Consider the following 26126-nt stretch of genomic DNA (forward strand, 5'->3'; position numbering starts at 1 on the left):
ACGACTTCAGACCGGCAGGTATGGGCTGGGCTTGCTGTGCCAGCTGATGCTCAGGGCGTCACGGGCGCGGGTGGTGGCGACGAAGAGCAGCGAGCGGGCCTTACGTTGCTCGCGCTCGTATCGCGGCGGGTCTTCGGTGCGGTAGCGCTCGATTCTGCTGGTCTGGGGAATGATGCCGTCACTGGCGCCGACGATGGCGAGGCGCTGGTACTCAAGTCCCTTGAAGCGGTGCATGGTGCCGACATGGACTTCCCCATCGCCCTTGGGGCCGTCCTTGGTGAGCTCGGCGCAGGTGATGCCGGCCTTGGTGACCAGGTAGTACATGGCCTGGCTGACCATGTCGCGGTCGGCGACGCAGACGGCGATGCGGCCACTGGGGTCGCTGGGGGCACCGTTCTCGTTTGTGGACAGTTCGTCGCGCCACGTGGTCAGGGTGGTGGCGAGGCCGGCGAGTTCGTCGTCCCAGGTGCGGTACGGGACGAACGTAGGTGCGGGGCCGTGGAGGACGGAGCGGTAACCGGCGAGGTTGTCGGTGCCGTCGTCGAGGTCGTCGTAGGTGGCCTTCTTGTCGTCGACGACGCGCATGGCCTGGACGAGGATTTCCTTGGTGGTGCGGTAGCTCAGGGTCAGGCGGGAGGAGCGACCGCGGATGTTGATGCCGAGGGCGCCGAGGGTGACCTGGTGGTCGTAGATGCGCTGGTGGGTATCGCCTGCGATGAACATGTCGTTGGCGAGGTCAGGGTCGGCCATGGCGCGCAGCATCTTCCAGTGCGCGGGGCGAAGGTCCTGGGCCTCGTCGACCACGATGTGCTGGTAGCGGTAGCCCAGGTAGCGCATGCCGGAGCTGTTATCGCGATGGATAAGGTCCTTGCCGCCGATCTCTTCCTTGTACGCGCGACGGGACTTGATCTTCGCGGCGCGTTCGATCTCGAAGCGGGCGGCACGCTCGGAGGCTTGACCCCAGGTTTCCACGCCGAGCTTGTCGAGGCGGGCGGTGAACTGCTCGATGAGCTTCCAGATGTGGTTGCGCTCGGGGCGGGTCAGTGCCCGCCCTCGGCCTGCCCGACGGGCTTGGAAATAGGCAGATCGGGTGGGGACGGACTGGCCGAGGACGACCTGCTCCCACTCCTCCAACAAGAACTCCGGCTCCCAGCGGCGGTCGTCGAGTTCTGCCAGAAGCTGTCGCATCTCGTTCAGCGCCACGTGGTCGTAGACGCGCTGCTTGCCGCGGCCGGGGGCGGTGTTCTCGCCCAGGACGCGGGCGGCGAGCTGGTCGATGTGGGCGATCTCGACGCGGGCGAGGAGTTCCGGTTCGACGAGGGAGGCCAGTCGCAGGCGGAGATCAGTGGTGAGGTTCTTGGTGAACGTGGTCAGCAGGATCGGCTTGTTGTGACCCGGGGGCAGCTGCTCGGCGAGGTGCTTGACCCGGTGGAGCGCAACGATGGTCTTGCCGGTGCCGGGACCGCCGGACACGCGTGCGGGGCCCTTGTACTGGCGCTGGACGATGCGTTCCTGGGTGCGGTGCAGGAAGACCTTCCAAGCGCGGAAGTCGCCCTCGTCGATGACAGCCTGGACGTCGTCGTCGACAGCGGTGACCTTGGTGCGGGTCACAGCGGCGGCGAAGTCGTCAAGGTCGGGCTGCTGGCCGAGCTCGACCGGCTTGGTGATCTCCTTACGGACCTCGTCGATGTCCATCCCGGCCGCAAGGCCGTACAGAACGTCCTTGGACAGCAGCGGGGCGCCCTTGAGGAGTTGGTCGAGCTCGGTGCTCTCGGTGACAGCAAGGGCAAGGTCGATGAGTTGGTCGGCGACACCGAGGTCGCGCAGCTGTCCGGCGTCGTAGGCGGCGAGCAGCGCAGGCGCGGCCTCGGGTCCGGCGACGTGCCGAACCGGTTCCGGGGCGGGCTCGGGTGCCTCGGCCGGAGATTCGGGCTCCGAGGGGGTGAGGGTGATACCGGCGCGGCGCAGTGCACTGTCGCCGACGACGGCGAGGTCGACGAACTCGATCTCGCCGGTGACCCGGTTGACGGCGACTTGGAGTTCTTCGTAGACGTCTCTGCGGTGGCGTACGGCGATGACCAGCCAGTTTTCCGTACCGTCCGCGTCGACCCCGGTGGGGGTGAGCAGAGCGCGGTAGGACTGGTTGACCCGGGCGGACCAGATACGGGAGTCGCCCTTGAGCTTCTGCTTCTTTAGCCCCGGCTGGTCGGGGTTGGTCCGGAAGATGTGGCAGAAGTCGTAGAACTGGGCCTTGACCGAGCGGTCGAGCTTGTACAGCTCCTGTTCGGCCTTGCGGTACAGGCTGAGCCGGGCGGTCATCGGGTGGTGCCTTCCGTGTCGGGGAGCTGGTCGAGCAACTCGTCCAGATGGGTCAGCCATTCGCCGGCTGTGTGGACCTGCCAGCCGTCGTCGGTGTAGGCGGCGTCGCGGCGCTGGGCCTCGGCGTCGTCCTCGCCCTGGTGGGCGGTCATGACGGCGATCTTGAGTCCGGGGGACTGCCAGGCGAATTCGGCTTGCCAGCGGCTTGCACCGAGTTCGAAGCCGAAGACGGGAGCCTGCTTGCCTCGGTCGGCGAGGGTTTCGGCAAGACGTAGGAGGTCAGGTGCCTCGTCGGGTTCCTCGCGCAGTATTTCCAGGATGTCCTCGTCCCAGACGGCGTCCCGAAGCATCTGGACGATGACAGCTTCGGCGGCCGAGTCATGGCCCGGGTTCGGATCGACCGGTTTGACGCTTTCTGCTGGCACGGGCGCCTCGGGTTTGGCGGGCGCCGGTACAGGGGCGCCCATGAGGGAGTCGAGTTCGCCGAGCCCTCCGCATACCGCGAGCACTTCGACTTCAAAAGCGGCGGCGCGGCTGGCGGCGAGCTGGACGCCGTCGCCTCCGGCCAGGGACAGGAACTGGGTGAGGTTGCTCCAGTACAACCACGACCGCCAGCGCAGCTTGTGCTCATCACTCTCCAGGACGGAATCGGTGTCATCCAGGATGGTGAGTGCGCTCCACCGTGGGGCTTCGGGGTCGGCAGCATCCAGGGTGACGAGGATCGGTAGTCCGTTCTCGTCCTGGGTCCGGAACACGTGAACGGGCCCGATCCCGGCGGCATCCGGTACAACCGGCTTGTCGTGGCGCGCACTGCTGCTGAAGGTGGCCAGCTCACTGCGCAGCGCCGCCACCAGCTCGCTGCGGCGCCCGGTCGCGGCGACGGGAGTGGTTCCCGCGGTACTCAACAGGCCGGTGACCAGTGCGCGGGAGCGGCGGGCCCAGCGGTCGGCGTCAGGATCACGCAGGTAGGCGATCAACGTGTCGATCGGGTTGGCGAAGACGGCGTTCGCGAAGTGGGCGCGCTGTCCGCCGTACTGCTCGTAGGCGGCCTTGGCCTGTTCTTGGGCCGTGCCTCGATAGGGCGGCCAGACGGGTTTGGTCCGCGTGGGGCGCTTCTCGAACAGGTCGATGTCCGCCCAGGTCACCTGGAAGACGATCTCTCCCTCGGCACGCAGCTTGGTGCGCTGAGCCGCGTCGTGGGCGATGCGGTTGTGTTCACGGCTGGCGTGGAAACGGAATCCTTCGAGATAGACCTTGACGCTCTGGGCCGGACCGTCGACCCGGGTGAAGGTGAAATCAGTCCGGGTGCCCTGGAGTTGCTGCTGGGCTGTCAGTCGCCAATGGGTGACGTCGGAACCGGCGGTGAAGCGCAGATGTCCGCTGGCGTGGCCGTCCTCGTCCAGGGCGGCGTCGTCGGTGACCTTCACCCAGTCGCGCAGGGTGGCCAGGAAGCGCGCCTCCAGGTCCGATTCGACTTGGGCGTCCAGACCGACCAGCCCGGTGTGATCAACGTCAGCGATATCCCAACCGTCCGCACCCTCTGCCGTGAACAGCAGCGACTCCAGCATGTTCAGCGCTGACTGGCGCGAGACGATGTCCTGGAAGCGCTCGGGCGTATAACGGTGCAGACACCGGTGGCAGGCCCGGCGCTGTTCCTCGGCGCACGGACACTCCTTCAGCATCTCGTACGCCGCCGCGAGGGTTTCGCGGAAGGCGACGCGATCGGTGAGCCGGTCCAGATAGCCGGTGCCGCCGGGCAGGGAATCGAAGAGCACCAGGAACCAACGGCGCTCTCCGCTCTCGGCATCCGGCATAGAAGCCACGGTGGTGTCCAGGTGCTGCGGGTCGCCGCCGAAGTGCAGGTCCACACCGAGCCGCAGCGCGGCACGGAAGGAGTGAACCTTGGCGTCCACGTCCGCTGTTGCGGCCGGGATCAGCACCCGCAGAGCCTCGGTCTTCAACGTATGGGCCAGCAGCACCGGCTCCTGGGTGGCCCCGTCTCGCTTGCCGCGGCGCAGTGGACACCAAGGGCGGTGGTGCTTGAGCTGCGGGCTGCGGGCGGCTGCGGAGTCGAGAGCGTCGGTGTCGTGGTCGAAGACCGGCTTGCCGTCCGCGCTGGCCGCCCCACAGGCGGTGCACACATGGAACGGGTTGAGCCGCACCAGATGCCCGGCGAAGTCGTCGCGGGCCGGGGCGTCGTAACGGACCGGCCCTACATTGATCCGGCGGATCATGGCACTGCGGCAGTAGTCGACGCCGAACGTTTGCTTCGTGTGACGCCACGAGCCGGGCTCGATGTCGCCTACCGGGATGTCCACCGCGTCTACGACGGAGTAGTTGCGGCGGTCGCGGTCGTCCTTGTCGTCGCGGATGCGGGCGTCCTCGCGCTTGTCCCGCGAGGTCACGGTCGCGGGCTCCACGATCTGAAAAAGGCAGGAACCGTCGTCGGCGATATGGGCGCTCTTGCAGCGCGGGCACGGCGAGCGGTCCTCGGTAGCGTCCTCGGTACGCACAAATCCGCAGCCCGGGCACACCCGCCAGGTGCGCCATTCCTGCCGGCCGCCGGTGGAGATCTCCAGGCCGGTGATCTCGTGCCGGTAGCCGTTGACGTAGAAGGAGTTGCCCGGGGCCAGCTCCGAGAGCGCGTAGCGGCGCGGCCGGTCGTAGGAGTCGGTGGTGGAGGTGAACTTCGCCTTCCCCGTCTTCGGGTCGATGCCGTCCTCGCCGTACAGCGTCGCGGACAGCGTGGTGACCGAGTCGATCAGTGCGTAGTTCGGCAGTAGCCCCAGGTCGCACAGTGCGCTCTGGGCGGCTGTATCGCCCAGATTGAGCAGGCGTCGGCCCACTCCGCGCCGCTCGGCGTCCAGTTCGGCTTTCTGCCGCGCCTGGTCCGGGTCGGAGTCGTGCAGCTCGTCGTGGGCCTCGTCGATCTGAGCCAGCCGGGCGCGCAGCGCCTGATCGCCGCGGCGCCACTCCCGCTCGGCCTCTTCTACCGCGCCGCGCAGCTCGTGCATCGCGTACTTGCGCAGGTCGTCCTTGGCCCGGTCGTTGACGCCGGTGGGGAACATCTCCAGGAAGCCCTTGGCGAGTTCTTCCCCCTGGGCGATGGCCACTTCCACCAAATCGATCAGGTAGCCGGATGGACCGAACAGGGCGGGTGCCTTGGTCGGCAGGGCGCGTAGCACGATGCCGTCAGCGCGGACGAGGCGGCCGGCAGCAGCGAGGTCCAGCAGGTGCGCCAGGTACTGGCGGCGCAGGATCTCCACCGCTGAAAGATGGCATCCCGGGGGCACGATCGTGCCGGCGATCAGATCCTTGGGGCGCTCCAGGAAATACAGGTCGCGCCGTCGACGATCGGGAATCGTCAGCAAGAACGCATTGCCCGTCCGGCGTCCGGCCCGCCCGACCTGCTGGGCGTAACTGGCCGGCCGGCGCGGCAGCGCTGCCAGCACCACCGCGGACAGGTCACCGATGTCGATGCCCATCTCCAGCGTCGGCGTGCAGGAGAGGACATTGGGGTCCTTGAAGCCCGTGCGGCGCTTGAACGCCTCCTCCACCTTCTCGCGCTGCGGGCGCGTGAGCATGCCGGTGTGCTCGGCGGTGACCACCTGGTACGTCCCGGCCTTGCGGTACAGGTGCCGGTAGTAGTCGAGGGTGTAGTCACGGTCGCGGTGGTGCACACCAAGCCGCTCGGGCCGGTCCCCGGCCACCAGACGGCCTCTGCGGCAGCGGTAGGAGGGGCAGGGCTGGTCGTGCCACTGATCAAGAAGGGAGGGGTGGACCGTCTGTTCCCAGAAGCACACCGGGCAGCGCACATACGCGTGCCGGACCTGTTCGTCGTCCAGGAGCAGCGCTTCGACGTTGCCCGGCTTGAGCCCGTAGACCCGTACTGAGGTGTCGTTCGGCGTACGGGACGACAGCAGTCCGATCGCGGCGAGCTCCGGCAGCAGGCGGCTCCAGAACTCCGGCGCCGCCTCACGCGAAAGCCCCAGGCAGCGCCCGGCCCACCGCTCGTACCAGGACAGCCGGCCCGTCGCGAAGTCGAATTCGCTGCCGTTCTTGGGCGAGCTGAGCAAGAACACCGGAGCCGCGACCCGCTTGGGGAAAGCGCGCATGCCGGGTGCGCGCTTGCCCCAGATGAAGTACCGGCTGGTGCCCGCCTCATCGACGTACTTGTCCAGCCACTGGTGCGCGATGGCACCCCGTGTGCGAAGGCGCTCCAAGAACACCCGCACGAACGCCAGATAGCGTGCGTCGTCCTGCGGCTGAAGCGGCAGATCGGCGCGCTCGAACTCCTCGTGGATCCGCTTGACCAGCGCCACCACACCGTCCGGATCCGAGATGCGTACCTGCGCGGCTGCGGTCCGGGTCAGCTCCAGGGTGCGCCCGTTGCGGGAGCGGAACCCGAACTCCATCAGCGCTTCGAAGGCCAGGCGCTGACCGATCAGCCGCCAGGTCGGCAGATCCCCGCCGCGACCCTGCCCGGACAGCAACCGGTCCACGCCCCTGAAACCATGCAGATCCGGCGGCACCACCGCGGCCAGGGTTTCCTTGTCGGTCGTGGCCTCGACCACGTTCGCGATCAGATCGTTCAGCGCGGTGGGCACGTCGCTGCGCAGGTGCTTCGCAAGCAGGGCGCGCAACGAGAAGGTGTACGAACGGTTCGCGACGAACCCGGCCCGGTGCGCGGCATCCTGCACCGAGTCGTTGAACATCAGCGTCTTGTCTTCGTGCCGATCTTTGTCGAGCTCCCCGCCCGTGAACAACTGGGTGATCGACGCCGCAGTCATCGCAGCCGCTCCAGTACCCAGATAGCGGATCGCGTTGCGCTCACCGCACGCCGGGCACCAGTCCTCCTTGGCCGCGGTATTCGCCGTATCCCCGAAGTTGACCAGGACGAACGCCGAATCGCGGGCCGTCAGCCGCGGCTCCTTGGACTCCTTGTCGTAATCGTTGAGCGGATCGGGCAGCCGCAGCCGCTTGCGCGCCCCGTCCAGCACCATAAGCAGACCGCCCGCACTCTGCAGGGCGGTGGTCCCCTTGCCGCCCCGACCGCTGGCCGGCAGCACCGCAGCCCCAGAACCCTCGCGCGCTTCGCGCTCGGTCGCCGAGACCAGGTTCCGTACCCGGGCCTTGTCCTGACCCAAGGAGGCACGACGGATCTTGTATGTGTCGAACTGGACCTCGTGGTCGTCGCTCTCCGGTGAGAACACCGCCCAGCCTGACCGCCCGCAGTCCCGGCAGTAGACCGCTGGCAGAAACAGGTTCGCGCTCTGCCCCGATGTGGCCGTGGTCACCGGTGCCGAACGGTTTCCGCTTCCCGCACTGGCATCGGCCGCACCGGCCACATCCCAGCGGAACTCCGCCTTGGGCCATGGCAGTACGCCGCGCAGGAGCCGCGAGACCGACCGGGCCCACTGGTGCACCTCGACATGCACGAACGGTCGCGGCGGCTCTCCCGCCGGCGACTTCGGGTCACGTGCGTACGACAACAGGGCCACGAATCGGGCGAGCGCCTCGGCGGCCTTCTCCGGCTGGCGGGCCACCGCCTCCGCCCAACCGGCCGCGCCTGCACGCCACATGATGTCCAGCACTTCGGCGCCGGTCTTCACCTCACCGTCCAGAGCCTGCATCACCGCCCGGGTGAACAGGTGCCGCTTCAGGTTCTCGCCCAATACGAGGGGGTGGTCGTTGCGGACCCCGGTCACCGACTCGATGAGGTCCAGCATCGCCTCATCGCTCGTCGCGGGATCGGGCAGGGCCAGCAGCTCGTCCGGCGTCGGTAGCCCCTGCATCCGTACGTCCGCCAGTGGGATGAACTCCTCCACCGACAGCCGGTTCTCCCCGACGATGGACTCCGCCGTGAACTCTGTACCGAAGACCTGCGTCGCTACCTCGAGCAGCTGGGCCACTCCGTCTGCATCCGTCCCAGACGCGAGCGTCGCCGACGTCGCCACCGGACAGATCGAACCCAGCGGACGCCCCTCCTCGGACGCCCCCACGGCAGCCGCGAGCCGCCGCAGCAGCATTGCCACGTCGGTGCCCTGCGCACCGTCGTAGGTGTGGAACTCATCCACCACCACGTACCTGATGTCCGACCCACGCCACAGCGGCGCGTCATCCGCACGCTGCAGCAGCAGATCCATCATCTTGTAGTTCGTGATCAAGATGTCCGGCGGCGAGAGCTGCATGTCTGAGCGGCGCGTACGAACGTTGTCGTACTTCATGGCCGCCTTGTCACCGATGTACAGCCCGGCCGACAACTTGTTCAGCGCATCGTTCTCCGAGAGCAGCTCGTTGATGCGCTGCGCCTGATCAGTCGCCAGCGCGTTCATCGGGTACAGGAACACCGCCTTGATGCCGGTCTTCCCCGCCTCCCGCTCGCGGAGACAGTGATCCAGCACCGGGTACAGGAACGCCTCCGTCTTACCCGAGCCCGTCCCCGTCGTCACCAGAGTCGGCTGCGGCACATGCCCGTTCGCGGACGTCAGCCGCTCGAAGGCTACGGCCTGGTGTGCGTATGGGGTGTACCCCTCGCGCTGCCACTCCAGATGCTGCCGCCACTCCTCGCCGGCCACTGTGAACGGTGTTCGGATCCGCAGATACGGGCCCCGGAACATCCCCGACGTCTCATCACCCAGGAACCGATGCAGCGCCTCACGTGCACCCTCATCCGTCAACGCGTACGTCGTCGACAGATACTGCAACAGGCTCTCCTTGAGCCCCCGTGCCTCCAGCGTCGGCCTCACGGCTTCGGCACCTCCTGCTTCTCCAGGTCCCACTCGCCGCGAGCGACTGCGGCATCTAGTCGTTTCTGAAAGACGGCGTGCGCCTCTCGCATCTCCGTTTCGCGATCCGCCTTGGAGAAGGGAGCGACATAGCCCTCAGGCACGGGCAAGTTTTTCGGGTCGGCTTGATACGCCTCAAATTGGCCCCAGCTTTCCTTGGTCTGGCGCTGACCGAAGGTGCGTGCGTTGCCTGCGATCTTCGATCCCTCGGCATCAAACCAAGTCACTGCCTCGTACTTCTGCAGTACAGGGAAGCGGCCCTTGTATGCCGCGACAAGAGCGTCGGCTTCCATTCCGAGCCACACTGCGACTAGAGCATCAATTTCCACCAGAGCGGAACGTCGTGCCCGCTCGGTGCGTAGCGGTGTTTCCGGACGCCAGACTGGCGACACCTCGTGCAACGCCGGTAGGCCAGTCCAGTCGCACGCCCATGACTCACGTGTGGTCCAAGTTGGGTCGTACAGTTCTGACCACAGCCCCGAGTAAGCACTGGTAAGGAAATTCAACCGCAATGTTCGCAGGAGTAGCGAGGAAGCGAGGGGGTGATCGCCGGCGGGTGAGGGCATCGCTTTAGCACCCTTCACTTGCAAGTCGCCACGACCAGTAGCGCGGAGGAAGTAGTCGAGCGGGAGCGAGGCCCAGAAACCGGCTACCAATGCGGTTAGCCGAAGATTCGGCATGGCCAGGCTGTGTACCAAGTGAACGTGCGCTACACCTGGCGGCACCAATGCGGCATAAAGTGCACGCTCAGTGTCCGGGGCGATCTGGCGACGCCAGGCAAGCCGAGGGAAGACCACGTATCGGCGACGCGCTCGTTCTTCGAGTAGGGCATCAATCTTGGCGGGATCGACATCGCTTTCTGGAACGTTGTCGGTCAATGCAATTTGCGAACGCGCCTTGGATACCGCCCTACCGTCAGAACGTAGTCGCTCCAGGGCTCGGCCGTCTACCCAACGATCTTGCTTGGCGAGATACGACTGCGCCATCCCGGGGGCACGCACATAGGCAGTGTCCGGGACGAAGTCTGACGCAAGGGTAGTCAAGTCCCGACCGTAAGGGTCGTTACTATTAGCGTCATGGCACTTGAATACTGGCGTGGCGATACCCAGTTGAGTTCCCTTCAAGATGACATTACGCCACCTCTCGGGCTGGTAGGGATGACCGGTGGGGCTGCTCGGGCGGTTGTAATCGATCAACCCAGCAGCCTTTGCGTCACTTTCCATTAGCCCGCGCGTGATCGGCGGGTTGAACCTACCAAGCCGCAATGGGTATTGAGAAAGAGCTGTGATGGCAGACGCCTCGGCTGTGCTGACAGGGAACAGAAGGCGGGATTGTTCAACTGGAAGGTGTGATTCATCCAGTAGGCGCTGCCATTCGGCGAGGAGATCTCGGTTCACGTGAATGACGCGTGACCGGTGAGGGCGTTCATCGAATTCGCCATTTTGCCATCTCACGCCCGGAACTTCCCCGGAGCCATCATGTGCGGCTGAATCGCGGAGAGCGTCCGCTGACACCAACCATGACATGTGGTCAAAATTGATTTCCGAAGGGCTGCCGTAAATATGCACGCCAAAGTGTGCTGCATGTCCGACGGGCGGAGGGAAGAAGCGCTGTCCGGCATTCACGAAGTCTCCGTGGACGCACAAGCGGTGGTATGCGGCCTCGCGAAGTGCCCCTTCCTTGTCGCCGGTGAAGTGGGTATCGGGATGCACGAGCCCAGCCATACCTGACGGAGACTGATGAGACCAGACCTGAAGCATGAATGCCCGATAAAGATCTGGGCGAGTTCCTACGAGCAAGGGATAGGTGGTCTCATGCCCGTAAAACGAGGAGCAGCCGCTTACCTTCTCGCGCTCATGAATGTAATAATCGAACGTCCTTCGCTGATTCAGTGCAATGGATCGCCGTTTGCTCTGCTCGATTGCTGACGGCCTGTCCGCCAACTCAAACCAAGGTTCGTGCTCGGCGAGGACGCTTGCCTCATCCCAGTCAGGGCGCACCCAGGGGGGATTGCCCACCTGGAGATCGAAGCCGCCGCTGCGAGCGAATACGAGAGCGAACTCCAACTCCCAGTGAAGAAATCCCTGCTCCTCGGCAATGTCCCGAGTAATGCGCAGCCATGGAAAGACGTCCTCCGGGTTTCCGGTGTCCATTCCCATGAAGCCGGGGAGCGCCTCTTCGTACGTTTTGAGATCTGCCAGGGTTTTGAAGTTGTCGAGGAAAGTTCCGTCAGGTACGTCGGCTCTTCCAAGCATGGATTCCAAGAAGTCCAGCCAGTCGTCCAGCTCCTTGAGTGGGATGACCGGGCGGCGCATCGGTCCCTTTGGCTTTGCGCCGACCTGCTTCGCTGCCTTCGGTCCGATCTCTTTGGTCTCGATGATCGCTTCGTCGTCGGCGGTCAGTACGAGATCTTCGAAGGAGGTCTGCTCGGCGCCAAGCGCGAAAAGTGCCGTCGCTTCGACGAAGCGTGGCTCGGCCTTCGGTGTCGGGGCAGCCAACGGTTCGGGAGCCACCTGTTCCTTGAGCTCTTCGCCGGTAAGAGGCACTTGACCCAGTAGCTCGCTCAGGCTGTCGCTGCTCACCACGGTGCGGACCGCGTAGTCGCCATCCGTGCCATCCAGTAGGCCGGCTTTACCGACGGGCCAAAACCACAGGGCGCACCAGGCGTCCATGACCTTCTTCAACCGCCAATAAGGGGTGTCGGCAGAGTTGAAGAGGTCTTCCAGAACCTTCTCCTTGGGGACGGCCTGATCAGGGTGGTGGAGGAAGGCGTACTCGGGATCCGTCGGGTCGGCCTGCCAGACATCGATCCTGCGCGCGATCTCTTGTTCGGAGAGTTCCATGCGCTTGACGACGAGCGACCACAGGAACTCGGCTCGGCGGGCGGCGTCCCGCAACCGTGTGAACTGTGACGGCGCTTCCGCCTTCGGTAGCTTGGTCGTGGGGTGAAGTTTTGGGCTGCCGTCCTTGTTGAGGTGGGCGGTGCTGCGCTTGGGGCGTTGGAGAAGGCCCTTCTTCCACTCGGCCAGCTGCTTGACGTGCTCCTCGGCCAGCTGCTTGGCCTCTTTCGAGCCCGCGACCGCAGCCCATCCTGGACTGGGAAGCAAGAACTGGTGTACCGCGTCATGGGGCAGTGGTTGGAGTTGGCCGTCCTTAAGGAATGCCAGCGGAGTCGGTGCCAGAGCGCCCTTGTTCTTCAGCCATGCTTTGGCTGGTGAAGCGACCTCCTCACCCGTATAGACGGCTCGACGTGCGCCGATGAGGGAGTTGCCTCGGCGCAGGTGGAGCCCGAACCAGGGGGCTCGCATGCCGGGGTGCATGGTGTTCAACCACAGGGACACCTCAGCGAGTTCGACGCCGGTGGCATTGAGGTCGACGCCGTAGGTGTTGTGTAGGGCGATGTAGGCCCTGGCCTTCTGCTTCTCGGTGAGCGCGTCGGCGGTGGGGATGGGAATGCCGAGTTCGTCCTGGCGGCGGCGTAGGTATTCGTCGGCGACTTGGTTGATGGCCTCGTTGAGGAAGGACCCGGAGCCGAGTGCCGGCTCGCAGATCTTGTACTTGAGGAGCTCGGACGCGCGGGTCTTGATGATGTTGCCGTCGGCGTCACGTTCCTGGTCGAGCCGGTTTTTCAGAGTGAGCTCGACAGTGACCTGGGTGAGCGACTCGGGGGTGTAGTACGAGGCGGAGGTCTCGCGGTCGCGGCCGGCGAGCCGGTAGACGAAGGAGCCCTTGTCGTACTTCTTGACGCCGCGCAGCCCCTTGCGGGCGTCGTCCTCGCTGTAGTGGATGAGGGTCGTGTCGGGGTACTGGTCTTGCTTGTGCGAGGGGATGAGCCAGGATCCCTTCTCCGGGTCGCCGCCCTTGGCGACCTCGCACAGCTCTTCCTCGGCGATGATGCCGGTGTACGACATCAGACCCTCATATACGGCGCCGAGTTGATTGATGCCCAGGTTGCGGTAGGAAATGAATCCGCCACGTTCCCCGCGCTTGCCCTTCTTCATGGTGAGCAGGCGCAGCACTTCGTGGAGGGCGGAGTTTCGCAGGCGCAGGTCGAGCCAGTGCGGGTCGTTGTCCTCGTCGCTGGTCGGGTCCAGGATGCGGGAGCCGATGAGGCGGATGGCGGTGGGCTCGAAGAGTTCGCTGCGCAGGGGCTCGAAGCGAAGACCGCGGTCTTCGCTGCGGCGTGCGGCCTTGGCCTCGCGAGTCTCTTCGTCGTCCCCGGGTTGGTCGTCGTCGGGCTCGCTGCCGTACGGACGGTGGCCGAAGTTGACCTTGTTGAACAGCACGTCCAGGGACTGGAAGAGGTGGAAACCGTTCTTGGCTTCCTCATCGACGAGTTCCTCGTCCCGCTCGACAAGTTCGCGCAGGCGGGCCATGGAGTAGCCGGCCTCGTAGCTGCCGTCGTCCGCGGGGAGGATGCCGAGTTCGGGGCGAGCCTCGGCGTACAGGAGGAAGAGGATCCGATAGAGGTAGCGCAGGGATTCGCGGGTGAGTTCCCGGGCGAAGCGGATCTTCGGGTTCTCGATGTCGGCCGGTGCGACATTGTTCTTCGGCTCGGCCATTCGGCTGAGGACTTCGTTGGCGATGACTTCAACCGAGCGCTGTAGTCCATAGCGCAGTTCGTTGGACACGCCGACCGCATTGGTACTGGACGACTTGAGTAGGCCATCGATCGCCCGGCTCTGGTCGTTGTCACCGGGGCGGAGCATGTCCAGACTGAACAGGGCTGCAATGGTAGCCAGTTCACCCTGTTGGGCGCGGTCGTTGCGTTCCAGGGCGGCATCGAGGTTCACTGCGAGGTAGCGGCCTTCGCGCCAGGACTGGCGGTCGGCGAGCAGGATCACACCGCCGATAAGCAGTAGAACGAACCGGGGGTGAGCGCCGCCGGGCTCGTCCAGCTCGCTTTCGAAGAGCCAGGAGGCCAGATCCGCGCCCGTCTCGTAACTCTCGCTCGCGCTGACGCGCAGGGGCGACAGGAGGCGTCCGGAGCCGTCGGCACCCAGGGCGGTGTCGTTGTCGGCGGCCCAGCCGCAGTCGAGCGCGATGATGCCGTAGCCGTGGTAGGCGACGGGCAGGGTGTGCTCGCGTCCGGCGCGGTGCACGGTGAGTTCATTTGGGGTGGCGTCGTATCCGAGGGCGCGCAGCACGGTCTGGTGCCACTCAGCGAGCCGCTTGGCCCACTCAGGGTTGTTGTGCGTATGGAGTCGCGCATCGTCACCAGCATCGCGTTCGGCCGCATCGGCGAAGTAGGCGCGTACGTCTTCGGCGAGGTACATGGAGCGCAGGGCGCGTACCTGTTCGCGAGGGGTCTTGCGTGGGTCGTTCTCGTCGCCCTCACGCAGCGTCCAGGTGGCGAACAGCCCCTTCTTGAGGTCGGCACCGAGCTGTTCGGCAAAGTAGTACGCGGACAGGTACTCGCCGCGATTGACGAAGGAGTCGAACTCGGTACTCATCGTGCAGTGCCTCCTTCGGCGGCGGCGTGCGGTTCCAGGACAGCCAGCAGCCGCAGCATCGGCTCGCCCTTCGTTTCCAGGGACTTGACCAGGCGCATCCGGTCACTCGCGGCCCGACCGACTCCCTGCTTGTCCGGGCGCAGACCGGCGGAGAGGGCGTCCTGCTTCCAGTGGGTGACGCGCTTGCGGTAGGGGGCGAGGGTCTTCTCGATGCGCTGGCGGTAATGCTCCTCAAGCGTGCCGAGGTGCCTCTTGGCCTCATCGATCGCGTCGGGGACCAGAGCGGTCAGACCAGGCAGATCCCGGGGAGTGGCGCGGCCGGGCATGCTCGGGCCGACTCCGTAACGCTCCAGGGCCTCTTCGGTCAGCTCCACCGTGTTCGGCTCCTCGGGCAACCCGGAGACTGCCATCCACTCCACGATGGTCGGTCGGCCCTGGCCATTGGAGTAGATGCCCTGCACCAGGAAGGTGGGACGGTCAACGGCGGCGGCGAGCACCGGAGCCTGGTGGCGGCCGATCTCGACGAGGACCTTGTCGGTCAGCCAGTCAAGGACCGGGTGGACGTCCGTGACGTAAGAGACGTTGGGCCACTGGGACTTGGAGGTCTCCCGGGCCGCTTTCAGACGCGCATCGGCGAGGTCCTTGGAGAAGGTGACGCGCAGTCGGCCCGGTTCGGTCTTACGGGGCATGATCCGCTGCTCGTCCAGGTACGACTTGGGCAACGCCTTGAGCCGGTAGAGCAGATCGCGCGGGGGCTCGAAGGCGATGGTGCCGTCATCGTCGCGCCGCAGGGACAGCTGGTCCTCGGGGTTGGGGTGGCAGACTTGCCGCAGTGCCTCGTCGAAGTAGTCGGCGGTGGAGCGGAAGAGCGTCGGTACCACCGCGCGCGGTACTTCGGGGTGTTCGGGGACCGCACCGACCTGACCGAGTAGCCCGGCCAGGAAGGCGGCACCGCCCTGCTGGGACTGCTTGATCGACTCCTCGACGGTACGGCCGGCGATCAGGTCCTGGGTGAGGCGGTTCTCCTCCTCCTTGGCCCGGTACAGGCCGGTGACGGCCTCGGCTGAGCCCTCGATCTTGTGGGCTTCTTCCTCGCGCCCTAGGAGCTTCTCGCCCACCAGCCGGTCGTCGAGGGTGCGCGGCTGCCCGCTGGTCTCATCTGTGCGCCATGGGATGTCGCTGGTCAGGACCAGTGCCCGGAATTGTGGCGGGTACGCCTGGCCGTAACGGTCGATACGGCCGTTGCGCTGCTCGATACGGATCAGTGACCACGGCAGGTCGTAGTGCACGAGCAGGTGGCACTGCTGGTGCAGGTTGACGCCTTCGGAGGCAACGTCGCCGGTGAACAGGATGCGCACCGGATCGTCGCGCAGCCCGAACTTCTCCACGATGGCCCGCTGCTCTTCGTCGCTGTTGGCCTCGCCGTGCATGACCTGCACCGCGCCGCCGAAGCCCAGCCACGGCTTGCTCTCATCCGGGCTGGTCCCGCTCGGAAAGCCGAGCGCAGCCGGTACGGTCTCGGCCAGCCACTTCAGGGTAGGGATGCGCTCGGAGAACACCACGACCCGGGTGTCCGAGCCAGGCCCGACACCCATCTCGCGCAGTTCAGCCAGGAGCGCGGTGAGTTTCGCCGAGTCGGAGTCTTCGATCTGCTCGTTCAGCTGCTGCAACTCCACCAGAGCCGCACGCTCCCGCTTGACCTCCGCCTCGCGGACCTTCGGATCGACCGGCCGGGTCTGCTTCTTCTTGTCGGCCGACTTTTCGACGGGTGGCTTGTCCAGCGTCGCGATCCGCGTCTTGATCGACTCTCGTAGGGCCCGGTGCGAGGACAGAAACGACTTCAGCAGCTGATACGGCACGAGTTGGTGCCTGCTGACCGAAGGCTGGTCGGGGTCACCTGGAATCCAGCGCGTGGCCAGCTCACGGAAGACGGCGAGCTCCTTTTCACCGGCCGGCGCTCGCAGCGGCTGGGAGGGGCCTCGGTCCGCCCAGGCACCCTTGAGGGATTCGCGTACCTCCGCCGTGGTCTTCGTACGCCGAATGTAGAGGTGGTCGAGGTCCTTGACCTCATACCGGTTCGGGTTGGCGATTGCGGCCTCGTCCAGCATCTTGACCAGCTCGGCGAATGAAGAGGCGTCGCCGTTGTGCGGCGTGGCCGAGGCCAGGACCAGGGCGTCGGTCTTCTTCGCCAGTAGCCGGGCGAGCGCGTTGTTCTTCGTCCCCTGGTTGACGAGGTTGTGGGATTCGTCGATGACGACGGCGTCCCACTCGGTGTGCTCCAGGTGGTGGGCGTAGACGTCGCTCTTCAGCGTGTCCACGGAGATGATCGCCCGCTTGAAGTACGCGAACGGGTTGCGGCCGGCGGGGATGTCCTGCTGCACCCGCTGGATCCCCGTCGAGTCCAGCCGCACCAGCGGGATCGCGAACCGGGTCCACAGCTCACGCTGGAACTGCTCCAGCACATGCTGCGGAGTCACGACCAAGATCTTCTCGCCTCGACCGCGCCGGATGAGCTCGGCAAGGAGAACCCCGATCTCCAGGGTCTTGCCCAGACCCACCACGTCCGCGATTAGGATCCGCGGCCGAGGATTCTTCATCGACAGCGCGAGCTCGGCAGGCCGCAGCTGGTGGACCTGCTGGTCCATGAGGAAGTTGTCCGCCAGCGCCAGCCCGTGCTCGGTCTGCGGCAGGAACGTCTTCCGCATGATCGCCTCAAGGAACAGGCGGGCTCTCCGATGGTTCGAAGAGTCGTCCGCGACCAGTCGCGTCTCGCGTGGGTCGAGCACGCTTACAAGATCGAGCTTGTCGTAGAACACGGCCTCGACCCCACGGACGAACGAAGAGATGCCGGTGACCTCGACCATCCACCCGTCGCGGTCCGTGGACCTGCACTTGCGCACCAGCCATAGCTCGTCGCGGATCTCTACCTGCGCTCCGGCGGCGTACCCGGACGTGGACGGAGGCTGTTGCTCGGGCGAGGGCTCGTCGGGCTCCCAGGCATCCCATATCGCATCGCTCTGGCCGCCCGTGACTCCCGCCTCGACGCTCAACGTCTGCTCCGATCCTTCACCAGCGGCACTCATGCCGCTGAATTTCTTCCGGGTCTGCCGCCAGCAGATCAGTCGGCCACTCGACCCGTTTCAGCAAGTTTCCCACCAGGTATTACGGCCTCGGGCCGTCAGAGGGTGGAATTCACCGCGTACTGCTCCCGTAGTTCGCCCGCCACCCGCTTGGATGCCACAGGCCGCTCCCGCGAAGTGCGAGCTTTTGGCCTCACAGGTGCCGTGGGCAACTCAGGCACGAGTTCTTCGTCGGCTTCCGGCTCCTCAGGCACAGGCCGAATGTCGAGCGGGCCGACGAGGTTGTGCGAGTCCACGATCGCGGCCTGCTCATCGATCAGCTTCTCGATCGATGCAGAGGACGGTTCCGGCGTGGGAGTGTTCCCGCCAGCTGCTGTCGTGCGGTCGATGAGGGCGAGTCGCGCGTCGGCCGGCGTCCTGCCCGCTGCCTTCATGAGATCCGCGCAGGCATCCGCCACCTCGGCCAGACTGGGCCGGCCTTCCGGCGTGTGTGCGAGCATCGCCGCGAGCAGCTCCTTGAAGCCTTCAGGCACACCGCTCAGATCCGGGCCGATCTCCGGGTTCGAGACCTGCATGGCGACGGCTTCCCACTGGTGTCCGTCGTACGGATAGTGCCGAGCCGCGGCGTATAGGAGGACCGTGCCCAGCGCGTACACATCCGCCGCCGGCGTCACCTGCGGATGCCCGCTCGCCTGCTCCGGGGGCATGCAGCGGACGGTCCCGATGATCATCCCGCTGTGCGACAGCGTGTCCTTGGCAGCGTCCATGAACGCACTGAGTCCGAAGTCGATGATTATGGGGCCTTCGCTGCCCAGCATGACGTTCTGAGGCTTCAGGTCCCGGTGTAGCAGTCCCGCATCGTGTACGGCACTCAGCCCTTCGGCAAGGAGCGCTCCGAGGCTGGCCACCAACGGCAGCGGCAGCGCGCCGTCACTATCCACGCAGTCCAGCAGGGTCCGGCCAGCCACATACTCCATCGCCAGCCACGGACGATCCGCGAACGGATCGGCATCCAGGAACCGCGCCACCCGGTTGGTGCCGATCACTGTGCGAGCGATCAGAGCTTCCTTCTCGAAGCGCGCTCGCGTGACCGGGTCCAACTTGTCGGTGCGAATGACCTTCACAGCTACAGGGGAGCCCGCGGGGGAGTACGCGAGATATACCTCGCCCATGCCGCCGGAGCCGAGCTCCCGAGCCACGGTATAGCGGCCAATCTGAGTGGGGCTCCCGGTCATGAGCTCAGTCCACGCCTTTCCACGTCAGCATGTGCTTGGGTCACTTACGCCGCTAGTTTGCCTGGTCTCCGAGCACTCTCGGGAACCAGCCCATCCCAGCGGTCATGAGAAGAGAGAGGTGACCATGATCCGGCCTCTCACGGACTGTGTGACCCCGAGCACTGGACGTTGGCTTGAAATCGGCGTTTTACATGCTCATGCCCAGGAGCTTGATCGGCTTCATGAGATTGGCACCCGGATCCGCCTGCTGCAGCTCTGGAGCCATGCAGGTGGTAGGACAGGCCCGGCTATCCAGATACTTCCGTAGGGCGGTGAGCGGCAGGGGCCCAGTCCTTCAGAAGGCTGTCGGCGACGGCTTCCTCGTAGACGGCGAGTTTCTCCCTTGCCATGGTCTCGGCGAGTTTCGGGTCCCACAACGTGTCCTGGGGCTTGCCGTCGAGCGGGACATGGTCGATGTCGGCACGGACGCCGTTGAGATAGTCCGCGCTACTCATGCGCCATGGCTCGGCGCCGTAGCGGGTAAGCAATGCATTGGTCATCGCGATGCCGGGCCAGTCGAAGTCGCCGTGGTACCGCAGTAGACCGCCGTTGTCGACGATGAGCCGGGCAAGGCGGTGGAAGGCGGTTGAGGGGCGGCCTTCTGCGCAGATCAGTGGTGGGCTGCTCGCGCCAAGTTCGCCAGCGGCGCGGCGCAGTACGGCGGGGTTCTCACAGACGTACACCGTTGGCAGGTTCACGGTGATCGGCAGAGTGATGAGCTGGTGGAGCGTGATGTGGAAAGGGGTGCCGTAGCGGGCGGCGTCGGTAAGCCACTGGCCCAGCCCTTGTCCGGTCGCGGGGAGGTTGAGGACGAGGACGCGGCTGGCGAGGTCGTCGACGATGACGTCGAAGGTGTCCCACAGCTCGCGCCGGGCCTCGGCTCCTGATCCGAGCGGGATTCCGCGTGCCATGGCCAGGGCCCGCAGGACCAGGGTCGGCAGAGAGCCGCGGCCGGGGTTGAGGGCTTTGGTGTCTCCTGTGGTGGCGTCGGCCAGTGAGGGCAGCATGACCGGGGGCGATCCGCTGGGTCGGTTGTAGAGGAATTCCAGGACGCGGACAGCCTGGCTGAGGAGGTGAGTGTCCTCCTTGTTGATCAGGCCAGTGATCGTGCCGTCGGATGCGAGGCTGGCCAGCCATTGCTGATACCAGGGGTGCTCGGTGTGCAGCGGGCTGGTCTCGCCCTCGGCCAGGATTCTCTGCCGGGCTTGTTCGAGTGTGGTCCGCTCATCGGCGCGGAAGCGCAGCTCTGGGCCGATCCGTTCCAGGACATCGCGGAGTGACATGCCCGCGACGTTGCGGATGCTCTCCTCCAGCGCCGCGAGGGGGATGGTGATGCGGCGGATGTCGGGCGAGCGGTAGGTGCCGGTGATGCCGATGACTGCGTTGCGTTCGGCTGTGCTCGGGTTGGTCAGGCCGATGGAGCCCTCGATCTCGCCGCCGTTGCGCTCGAGCGAGCGCCGGGCAGCGGCCAGGAGCCGGCGGAACTCAGGGCCCCGGTATCGCTCGAATGTCTCTGCTGCCTTGGTCATGCTGATTCCTCGGCGTCGTCGCTCGTCGGCTCGTCGTCGGGGATGTCACCGAGCAGTCCTGCCTGCGCGGGGACGTGGCGACGGGGCGTGAAGCCGAGGAGTTCGGCGGCCAGGTCGTCGGATCCTGGGTATTCGAGGTCGTCGAGGATCTGTTCGCCGTCCCAGACGAGCAGCATGGCGGAGACGGTGTGGGATGCCTCGTCGTGCTTCATGTCGTAGTGCGAGATCTGCGGCACCTCGGGGTAGGTGATCCACAGGTCGTAGCCGGTCATGAAGAGGTCGAGGTCGAACTTGGCCGTGAGGGCGAGAAGGTCGGGGCGGTACTTCTCGTCGATGCCGGCGAATGCCTCGTCCAGCGCGATCAGCCGCGGGCAGGTGGGGTATGCGGAGCTGTACTGGGCGTGGGCGGCTGCGAAGAGCGGCAGGTGGATGGAGGCGGACTTCTCACCGCCGGACATCACGCTGTGCTTGGCCTTGGTGAGGACCTCCCCCTTCTTCTTCTCCTCCGGGCTCATGCCCTGCCGGAACAGGCGGAGTTCGAACCTGCGCCAGGCGCGGTAGTCCAGGACCTCGGCGATCACCTGCTGGTAGCTGCGCTTCTTGTCGGCAGCGGCCTTGGCGCGGATCTGGCTGCGCAGGTGGGAGCGGAGTTCGGCCAGCCCGGCGGGGCCCAGGCCGGAGGCGTCCTTGTCGAGCAGCCTGTTGACGGCCTGCTGGGAGTCGGTGAGGGCGTCGGAGACAACCCAGTTGATGCCAACCGTCGCGCCGGAGGACATCGGCTTGGCCCGGGTATCGGCGTCCATGCTTTTGACCAGGTCGCGGGCGGCGATGGTGCGGTCGTGGATCTGCTGGGCCAGGCCGGTCAGGAGCCCGTCCTCCAGGACGGTGCGTTCCTTGTCTTCCAAGAGCACACTCTGGTCGGCGAGCTGTTCGGCCAGACGGCGTCCGAAGTCCGCTACGGGGGCGGGTCCTTCGCTGTCGGTGACCCGGGCCAGGATGATGTCGCCGGCCGGTTCCCACTCGAAGAGGTAGCCCTGGTCGGATTCCAGCAGGGCCGCCTCCAGCGTGGTGATGGCGGTGGAGATCTTTGTCGTGACGGTCTTCAGGAGGCTCGCGGTGATCGGGCGACCACGGGTCGCCTCGTCGAGCGCGGTGATCAGTGAGACGACGGATGCCGGGACGACGCTTTGGGCGGCCTCCGTGCCCGTGCGGGAGGTTTCGGGCGAGGTGAGGCTGTCCATGAGGGCTTGGACTGCCTGCTCGGCGCTCGGCCACATGTCGTGCGGTAGCCAGATGGTGTCGGCGTTTGCTTCGAGCAGGCCGAGAAGGTCGGGCCGGGCGTACGGCTCCAGCGTGAGTGTGGTGCGCACCTGCTCGGCCACGGCCGTGGCCAGTGCTGCACGGCCGAACTCCAGGGCATGGTCGGCCTTCAGAAGCCGGTCTCGCTGCTCTTCCGCATCCTTCTTCGCACGGCCGTATGTCGTCTCTGCCTCCGCGAGCTGTTCCTCGGACTCCGCGATCTGCTGGAGAATCTCCTGCAGAGGGGCTTCGAGCGTTGCCTCCTGGGTCCGCAGACGCTCCTCCTGAACGGCGAACTCGTCCTTGCGCGCCTGCAGCGCCTCGGCCTGCTCTGTGCAGGACTCGGTCTGCTCTTCGATGATCTCCTTGCGGCCGGCGATGTCGCGCTCGGCGGCACCGGTCTGCTCACGGCAGGAGGAGAGCGCTCTGCCGGCGTCGGCGAAATCGTCGACGGCCTGGGTGACGTTGTCCAGTTCCTCCCGATGCGTGGGCAGCCGCGCGGCCGTGGCGGCATGCCGAAGCTGGCGGTTCTTCTCATGGGCCCGGGCGATCGCCCCGTCGAGTCGCTTGCGTGCTTCGGTGAGGCGGCGGCGGGCTCCGGCGACCTTCTCCGCCACTACCGCCACCTCACGCACGGCTTCGGTGATCGCCTGCGTGCGGGGGAGCTCACGCCTGGCGCGGTCGAAGTCGTCGAACGCTTCGTGCGCGTACCGCTGCTGTTCCTCGATGCCGGCGCGCTCAGCTTCCAGGACGGCGATGGATTCTTCGAGGCGTTCCAGCCGTTCGCGGCGGCGGGCGGCCCGCGCGGTGGCCCCGATGTACTCCGGCTGTGCCTTGGGATGCGCACCGACCTGGACGCCGAGGCAGAAGTGCGACCCCGTGGTCACCGAGGGGGCAGACAGCGCATCGTCTGCTGCCGGGGCGTCGTCCATGACGGCGATGGAGGCCAGGACAGCCTGGACGGCAGCAGAGCTGACGTGCTGCTGATCTTCGACGAGCAGGACATCGGCCAGGGTGCGTCCGGTGGGTCGCTGAGCAGGAGGCAGCGGGCGCAGATAGGCGTCGGCGACCTTGTCGTGCAGTGACTGGTCGGTCAGTGCAGCGTCGGGGTGCAGCCATGCGGTGAGCAGGCCGGCCGCATACAGGGCGCCTTCCACCGCAGCCGCGTGGCCGTCGGAGATGTGATCGGCGAACCGTACGAGCTGCCACAGCGGAGCGCCCGGCCGCTCATCGCGGCTGGCAGGGCGCAGGTCACTGGAGGGGGGTGCATCGTCGCCCTCGGCTGCCACGGTGTCGCGCTCGGCCTGCCTGGTTCGCAGGGCGTCCGCAATGTCGCTGTGCTGCCGCTTCAACGTTTCGACGCGGGTCAGTGCGCTGGTGCGGCGTCGGTCGGCGAGGGTATGGAAGACCTCCGGCAGCGGGGCCGCTTCGGGTTCCTCCACGGCGTCGATGGCCGCGCGCAGCACGTTGCCGTCGGCGGCGACCAGTACCGCGGTGTCGTCGCTGCCGCTCCAGCGGCCGATGAAGTCGTCCAACTCCCGGCCGGTCTCGACGCGGGCGGTCGTGAGCTTCTCGGCCGTTGCGGCGGACTGCCGCTCGGTCTCAGCCAGCTCGCCGCTCGCCGCGTCACAGTGTTCCTGCTCGCGTTCTTGGTCCTTCGCGGCGTCCTCGAAGGCGCCGAGCAGGTCTTGTACGTCCTGCAGTTCGCTGCGACGCGCGGCAACCCGACCCGCGATGTGCGTGTCCAGCTCAGCACCGAGATCCAGCGTGTCGTCGTCGTGGAGGATGCCGCAACGGCGCGCCGCTTCCATGAGGCCGTGGGTGTGCCGGGAGGCAGCTTTGCGCAGTTCATCGTGTCGTTGGAGGGCGCGGTCCGCCTCCCGCTTGAGAGTGGCCAAGCTCTCCTGGGCCCGGTTGAGGTGGCGTTCGCTGCCGGCGATACCCAGGCGCTCGGTGCGTACGCGCTCGCGCAGCTCCTTGAGCCCGTCCTGTTTCTTGATGGCGTCGTGGTTCTTGTACTCGGTCAGGCGGGCGTCGATCTCGTTGCACCGGCGTTCGCCGGTATCCCGCTCCTGCTGTGCCGCGGTCAGTTGCTGTTCAGCGGTGCGGCGGGCGACCGCCGCTTCCATGATCGTCTCGCATTGGGTGGCCGTGTCCTGGATGCGTCCGGAGACCTGGTCGATGCGGTCACGGGCATGGGCGCGCAGGTAACTGGTGTATTCACGCAGGAAGTTCCGGACTGCGGTATCTGCACCCATAAGGGCGTTGAGAAGCGCCTGGATCTCGGCGAGGTTCTCGAAGTCGCGGGCAGCTTGGAGGACGAGGGCATCATCGACGGGGCGCAGTCCGGCGGTGAGGGTGTCGGACACCTTGACCGGGTCGAGGTCCTTGGCCAGCAGCGGGCGCCGCAGTTGGAGGAGAAGATTGACCAGCTGGTTGTAGCGCTCGCGGCCCAGCCCGAACAGCCGGTCATCGATCGCCTCACGGTATGCCTCCGCCGTGGCGTAGGTGGCCCCTTCGCCCAGCAGCTTCTTCAGGGCGTTCTCCCGCAGCGGGCGCGAGGCGGCATCCAGCAGGCCGAAGTCGATACCGACCCTGCCCTCGGTGACGAAGAAGAAGCGGGCCGGCGTGGACATGGGCTTGGTCACCCGCATGCCGATCCCCACGGTGACGGCTTCGAGGACCTCATCATCGGGTCCGGTGCGGGCGAACTCCATCCATACATAGCCGTAAGCGGACTCCTGCTCTTTGTAGAGCAGGTTCGACTTCATGGTCCGCTCCTCGCCGCTGAACGGATCAAGACGCCGCGCGTCAAGGACACCGTCCAGTACGAGGGGGAACAGCACTTCGAGGGCCTTGGTCTTGCCGGAGCCGTTGTGCCCGCGCAGGACCAGGCGGCCGTCGGCGAAGACGAACTCCTCGTCGGTGTAGTCCCAGAGGCCGATCACCCCGGCGCGCGTGGGCTTGAAGCGAACCTCCGGCTGGTCAGCGGTGCGGGAGTGAGGGATGAGCGTCATCGAGAAGTTTCCTCTGTGGGGAAGTCGAGTGCGAACTGGCCGTCGAGCGCGGGACGTGGCAGGACGGCGGTGATGTTGCGGTAGCGGCCTGCTGCAGGCCGCACCAGGACTCCGCCGGGGACGATATGGGCAAGGCACAGGTCCGCCAGGAGCGCGATCGCCTCTGCCAGCAGCCCGCCGGGATCGGCCTGCCATTTGTTGGTGAAGGAGGAGGGGCCGAACTCTTCATAGAGTTCGTTGATCATCTGCTCCAGCGTGCCGTGTTCCACGAAAGGCAAGCCCGTCTGGTCCTCATGCTCCGTGGCGTCGGGATCGGCCTCGTCCGCGTATTGCACGGTGTCCGCGTGGGGGGCGTGAGCCAGGGCTTCGAGCGTGCCGGCCTGCGGCAGGGCCATATCGATACGGCTCAGCAGGTCCGCGTGTTCCTCTCCCGGATCGGCGGGCAGAAGGTACTGGAGACTGCTGGCTCGGTCCGGGTCCTCCCGCAGGTCCGCGATCTTCGCGAGCATCAGCCCGGCGGTGCGGTTGACCGCTCCGCCACGGCCGGGGAACCGCTTGTCGGTGAAGTGCCCAGTGGTGTCGACGAGCATGATCCCCTCGGCCCGGCGTTCGACAGGCAACCCGGTCAGCCGTGCGATGTCCTCGGCCAGGGTGGGCTGGCGCAGCGCTATAGCCGTCTCCGCGTCGGTGTCGCCGAAGTAGACCACCGGGTACTCGATCAGCAACCGCCGGGCTCGCTGGGCAGCGAGTCGCCGACGGGGGTCCCGTCCGGTGCCGGCGGTCGGCGTGTCCAGCAGGCCAGCAGCGCTGACCAGGTGCTGCAGGGGCTTGTTCGGCCGGAACAGCGCCGCGCAGGTGTCGTGGTCGATGTCGAACAGCGCGTCCCCACGGTCGTGGTCACGGGCCCAGTCCTCCATGGACCCGTCGGAGATCCGCAGCGCACCGCGGTCGACCAGCCAGTCCACCACGTCAACGACCGCGTCCTTGTGACCCGGCGCGGTCGCATCGAATCCCAGGTACTCGATCGCATTGGCGGAGGGCGCGAGAAGTTTGACGAGATCGGCGAGGTTGATCTCGACCCGAGACCGGTGCAGGCACGCCAGGATCAGACAGAGGTAGGCCAGCCGTCGCCGGTCGAACGGCTTCTTGCTCTTCACCGTCAGGAACGCCTGGCTGGTATCGAAGGCATCCAGCCGCCGCAACAGCCGTGCGTGACGGGCGCTGGTCTGCAAGGAGTAGCCGAACAGGTCCCGGAAATCTTTGGCCAATTCGTCGGCCCACTGCAGCACCAGCGCAAGGGCCTTGGCCCGCGGGTAGCTCTCGTTGACGACGCCGTGCAGCAGCATGAGCCGGGCCGCTTGCTGGTA

The 26126-nt window shown here is 66.3% G+C and carries 8 protein-coding genes; all 8 read right to left on the bottom strand.

What is annotated here, in order from left to right; all coding sequences use genetic code 11:
- Window positions 1-6: 6 nt before the first annotated feature.
- Window positions 7-2319, bottom strand: coding sequence for a UvrD-helicase domain-containing protein (locus OG199_RS35455; protein ID WP_207314481.1), 2313 nt, complete (start codon window positions 2317-2319; stop codon window positions 7-9).
- Window positions 2316-9101, bottom strand: coding sequence for a DEAD/DEAH box helicase (locus tag OG199_RS35460; RefSeq protein WP_405832913.1), 6786 nt, complete (start codon window positions 9099-9101; stop codon window positions 2316-2318). Before OG199_RS35460 ends, OG199_RS35455 begins: the two co-directional genes overlap by 4 nt.
- A complete protein-coding gene (locus OG199_RS35465; protein WP_405832914.1) occupies window positions 9065-14560 on the bottom strand; it encodes a hypothetical protein in 5496 nt (1831 codons plus the stop codon). Before OG199_RS35465 ends, OG199_RS35460 begins: the two co-directional genes overlap by 37 nt.
- Entirely contained in the window at window positions 14557-17643 is a 3087-nt protein-coding gene (locus tag OG199_RS35470; RefSeq protein ID WP_405832916.1) for an SNF2-related protein, read from the bottom strand. The genes OG199_RS35465 and OG199_RS35470 overlap by 4 nt, the downstream gene beginning before the upstream one ends.
- A gap of 95 nt (window positions 17644-17738) precedes the next feature.
- Window positions 17739-18875: a serine/threonine-protein kinase gene (locus OG199_RS35475; protein ID WP_207317729.1), complete on the bottom strand. Its 1137-nt coding sequence runs from the start codon at window positions 18873-18875 to the stop codon at window positions 17739-17741.
- Between the two features lie 287 nt (window positions 18876-19162).
- Window positions 19163-20443, bottom strand: coding sequence for a TIGR02679 family protein (locus tag OG199_RS35480; protein WP_207317730.1), 1281 nt, complete (start codon window positions 20441-20443; stop codon window positions 19163-19165).
- Window positions 20440-24759 carry a TIGR02680 family protein gene (locus tag OG199_RS35485; protein ID WP_405832918.1) on the bottom strand — a complete coding sequence of 1440 codons (4320 nt, stop codon included), beginning with the start codon at window positions 24757-24759 and terminating at the stop codon, window positions 20440-20442. The genes OG199_RS35480 and OG199_RS35485 overlap by 4 nt, the downstream gene beginning before the upstream one ends.
- Window positions 24756-26105, bottom strand: a complete 1350-nt coding sequence (locus tag OG199_RS35490; protein ID WP_242644471.1) for a DUF2398 family protein — start codon at window positions 26103-26105, stop codon at window positions 24756-24758. Before OG199_RS35490 ends, OG199_RS35485 begins: the two co-directional genes overlap by 4 nt.
- Window positions 26106-26126 lie beyond the last annotated feature (21 nt).

This window comes from Streptomyces sp. NBC_01176 (assembly GCF_045039825.1).
Classification (GTDB): domain Bacteria; phylum Actinomycetota; class Actinomycetes; order Streptomycetales; family Streptomycetaceae; genus Streptomyces.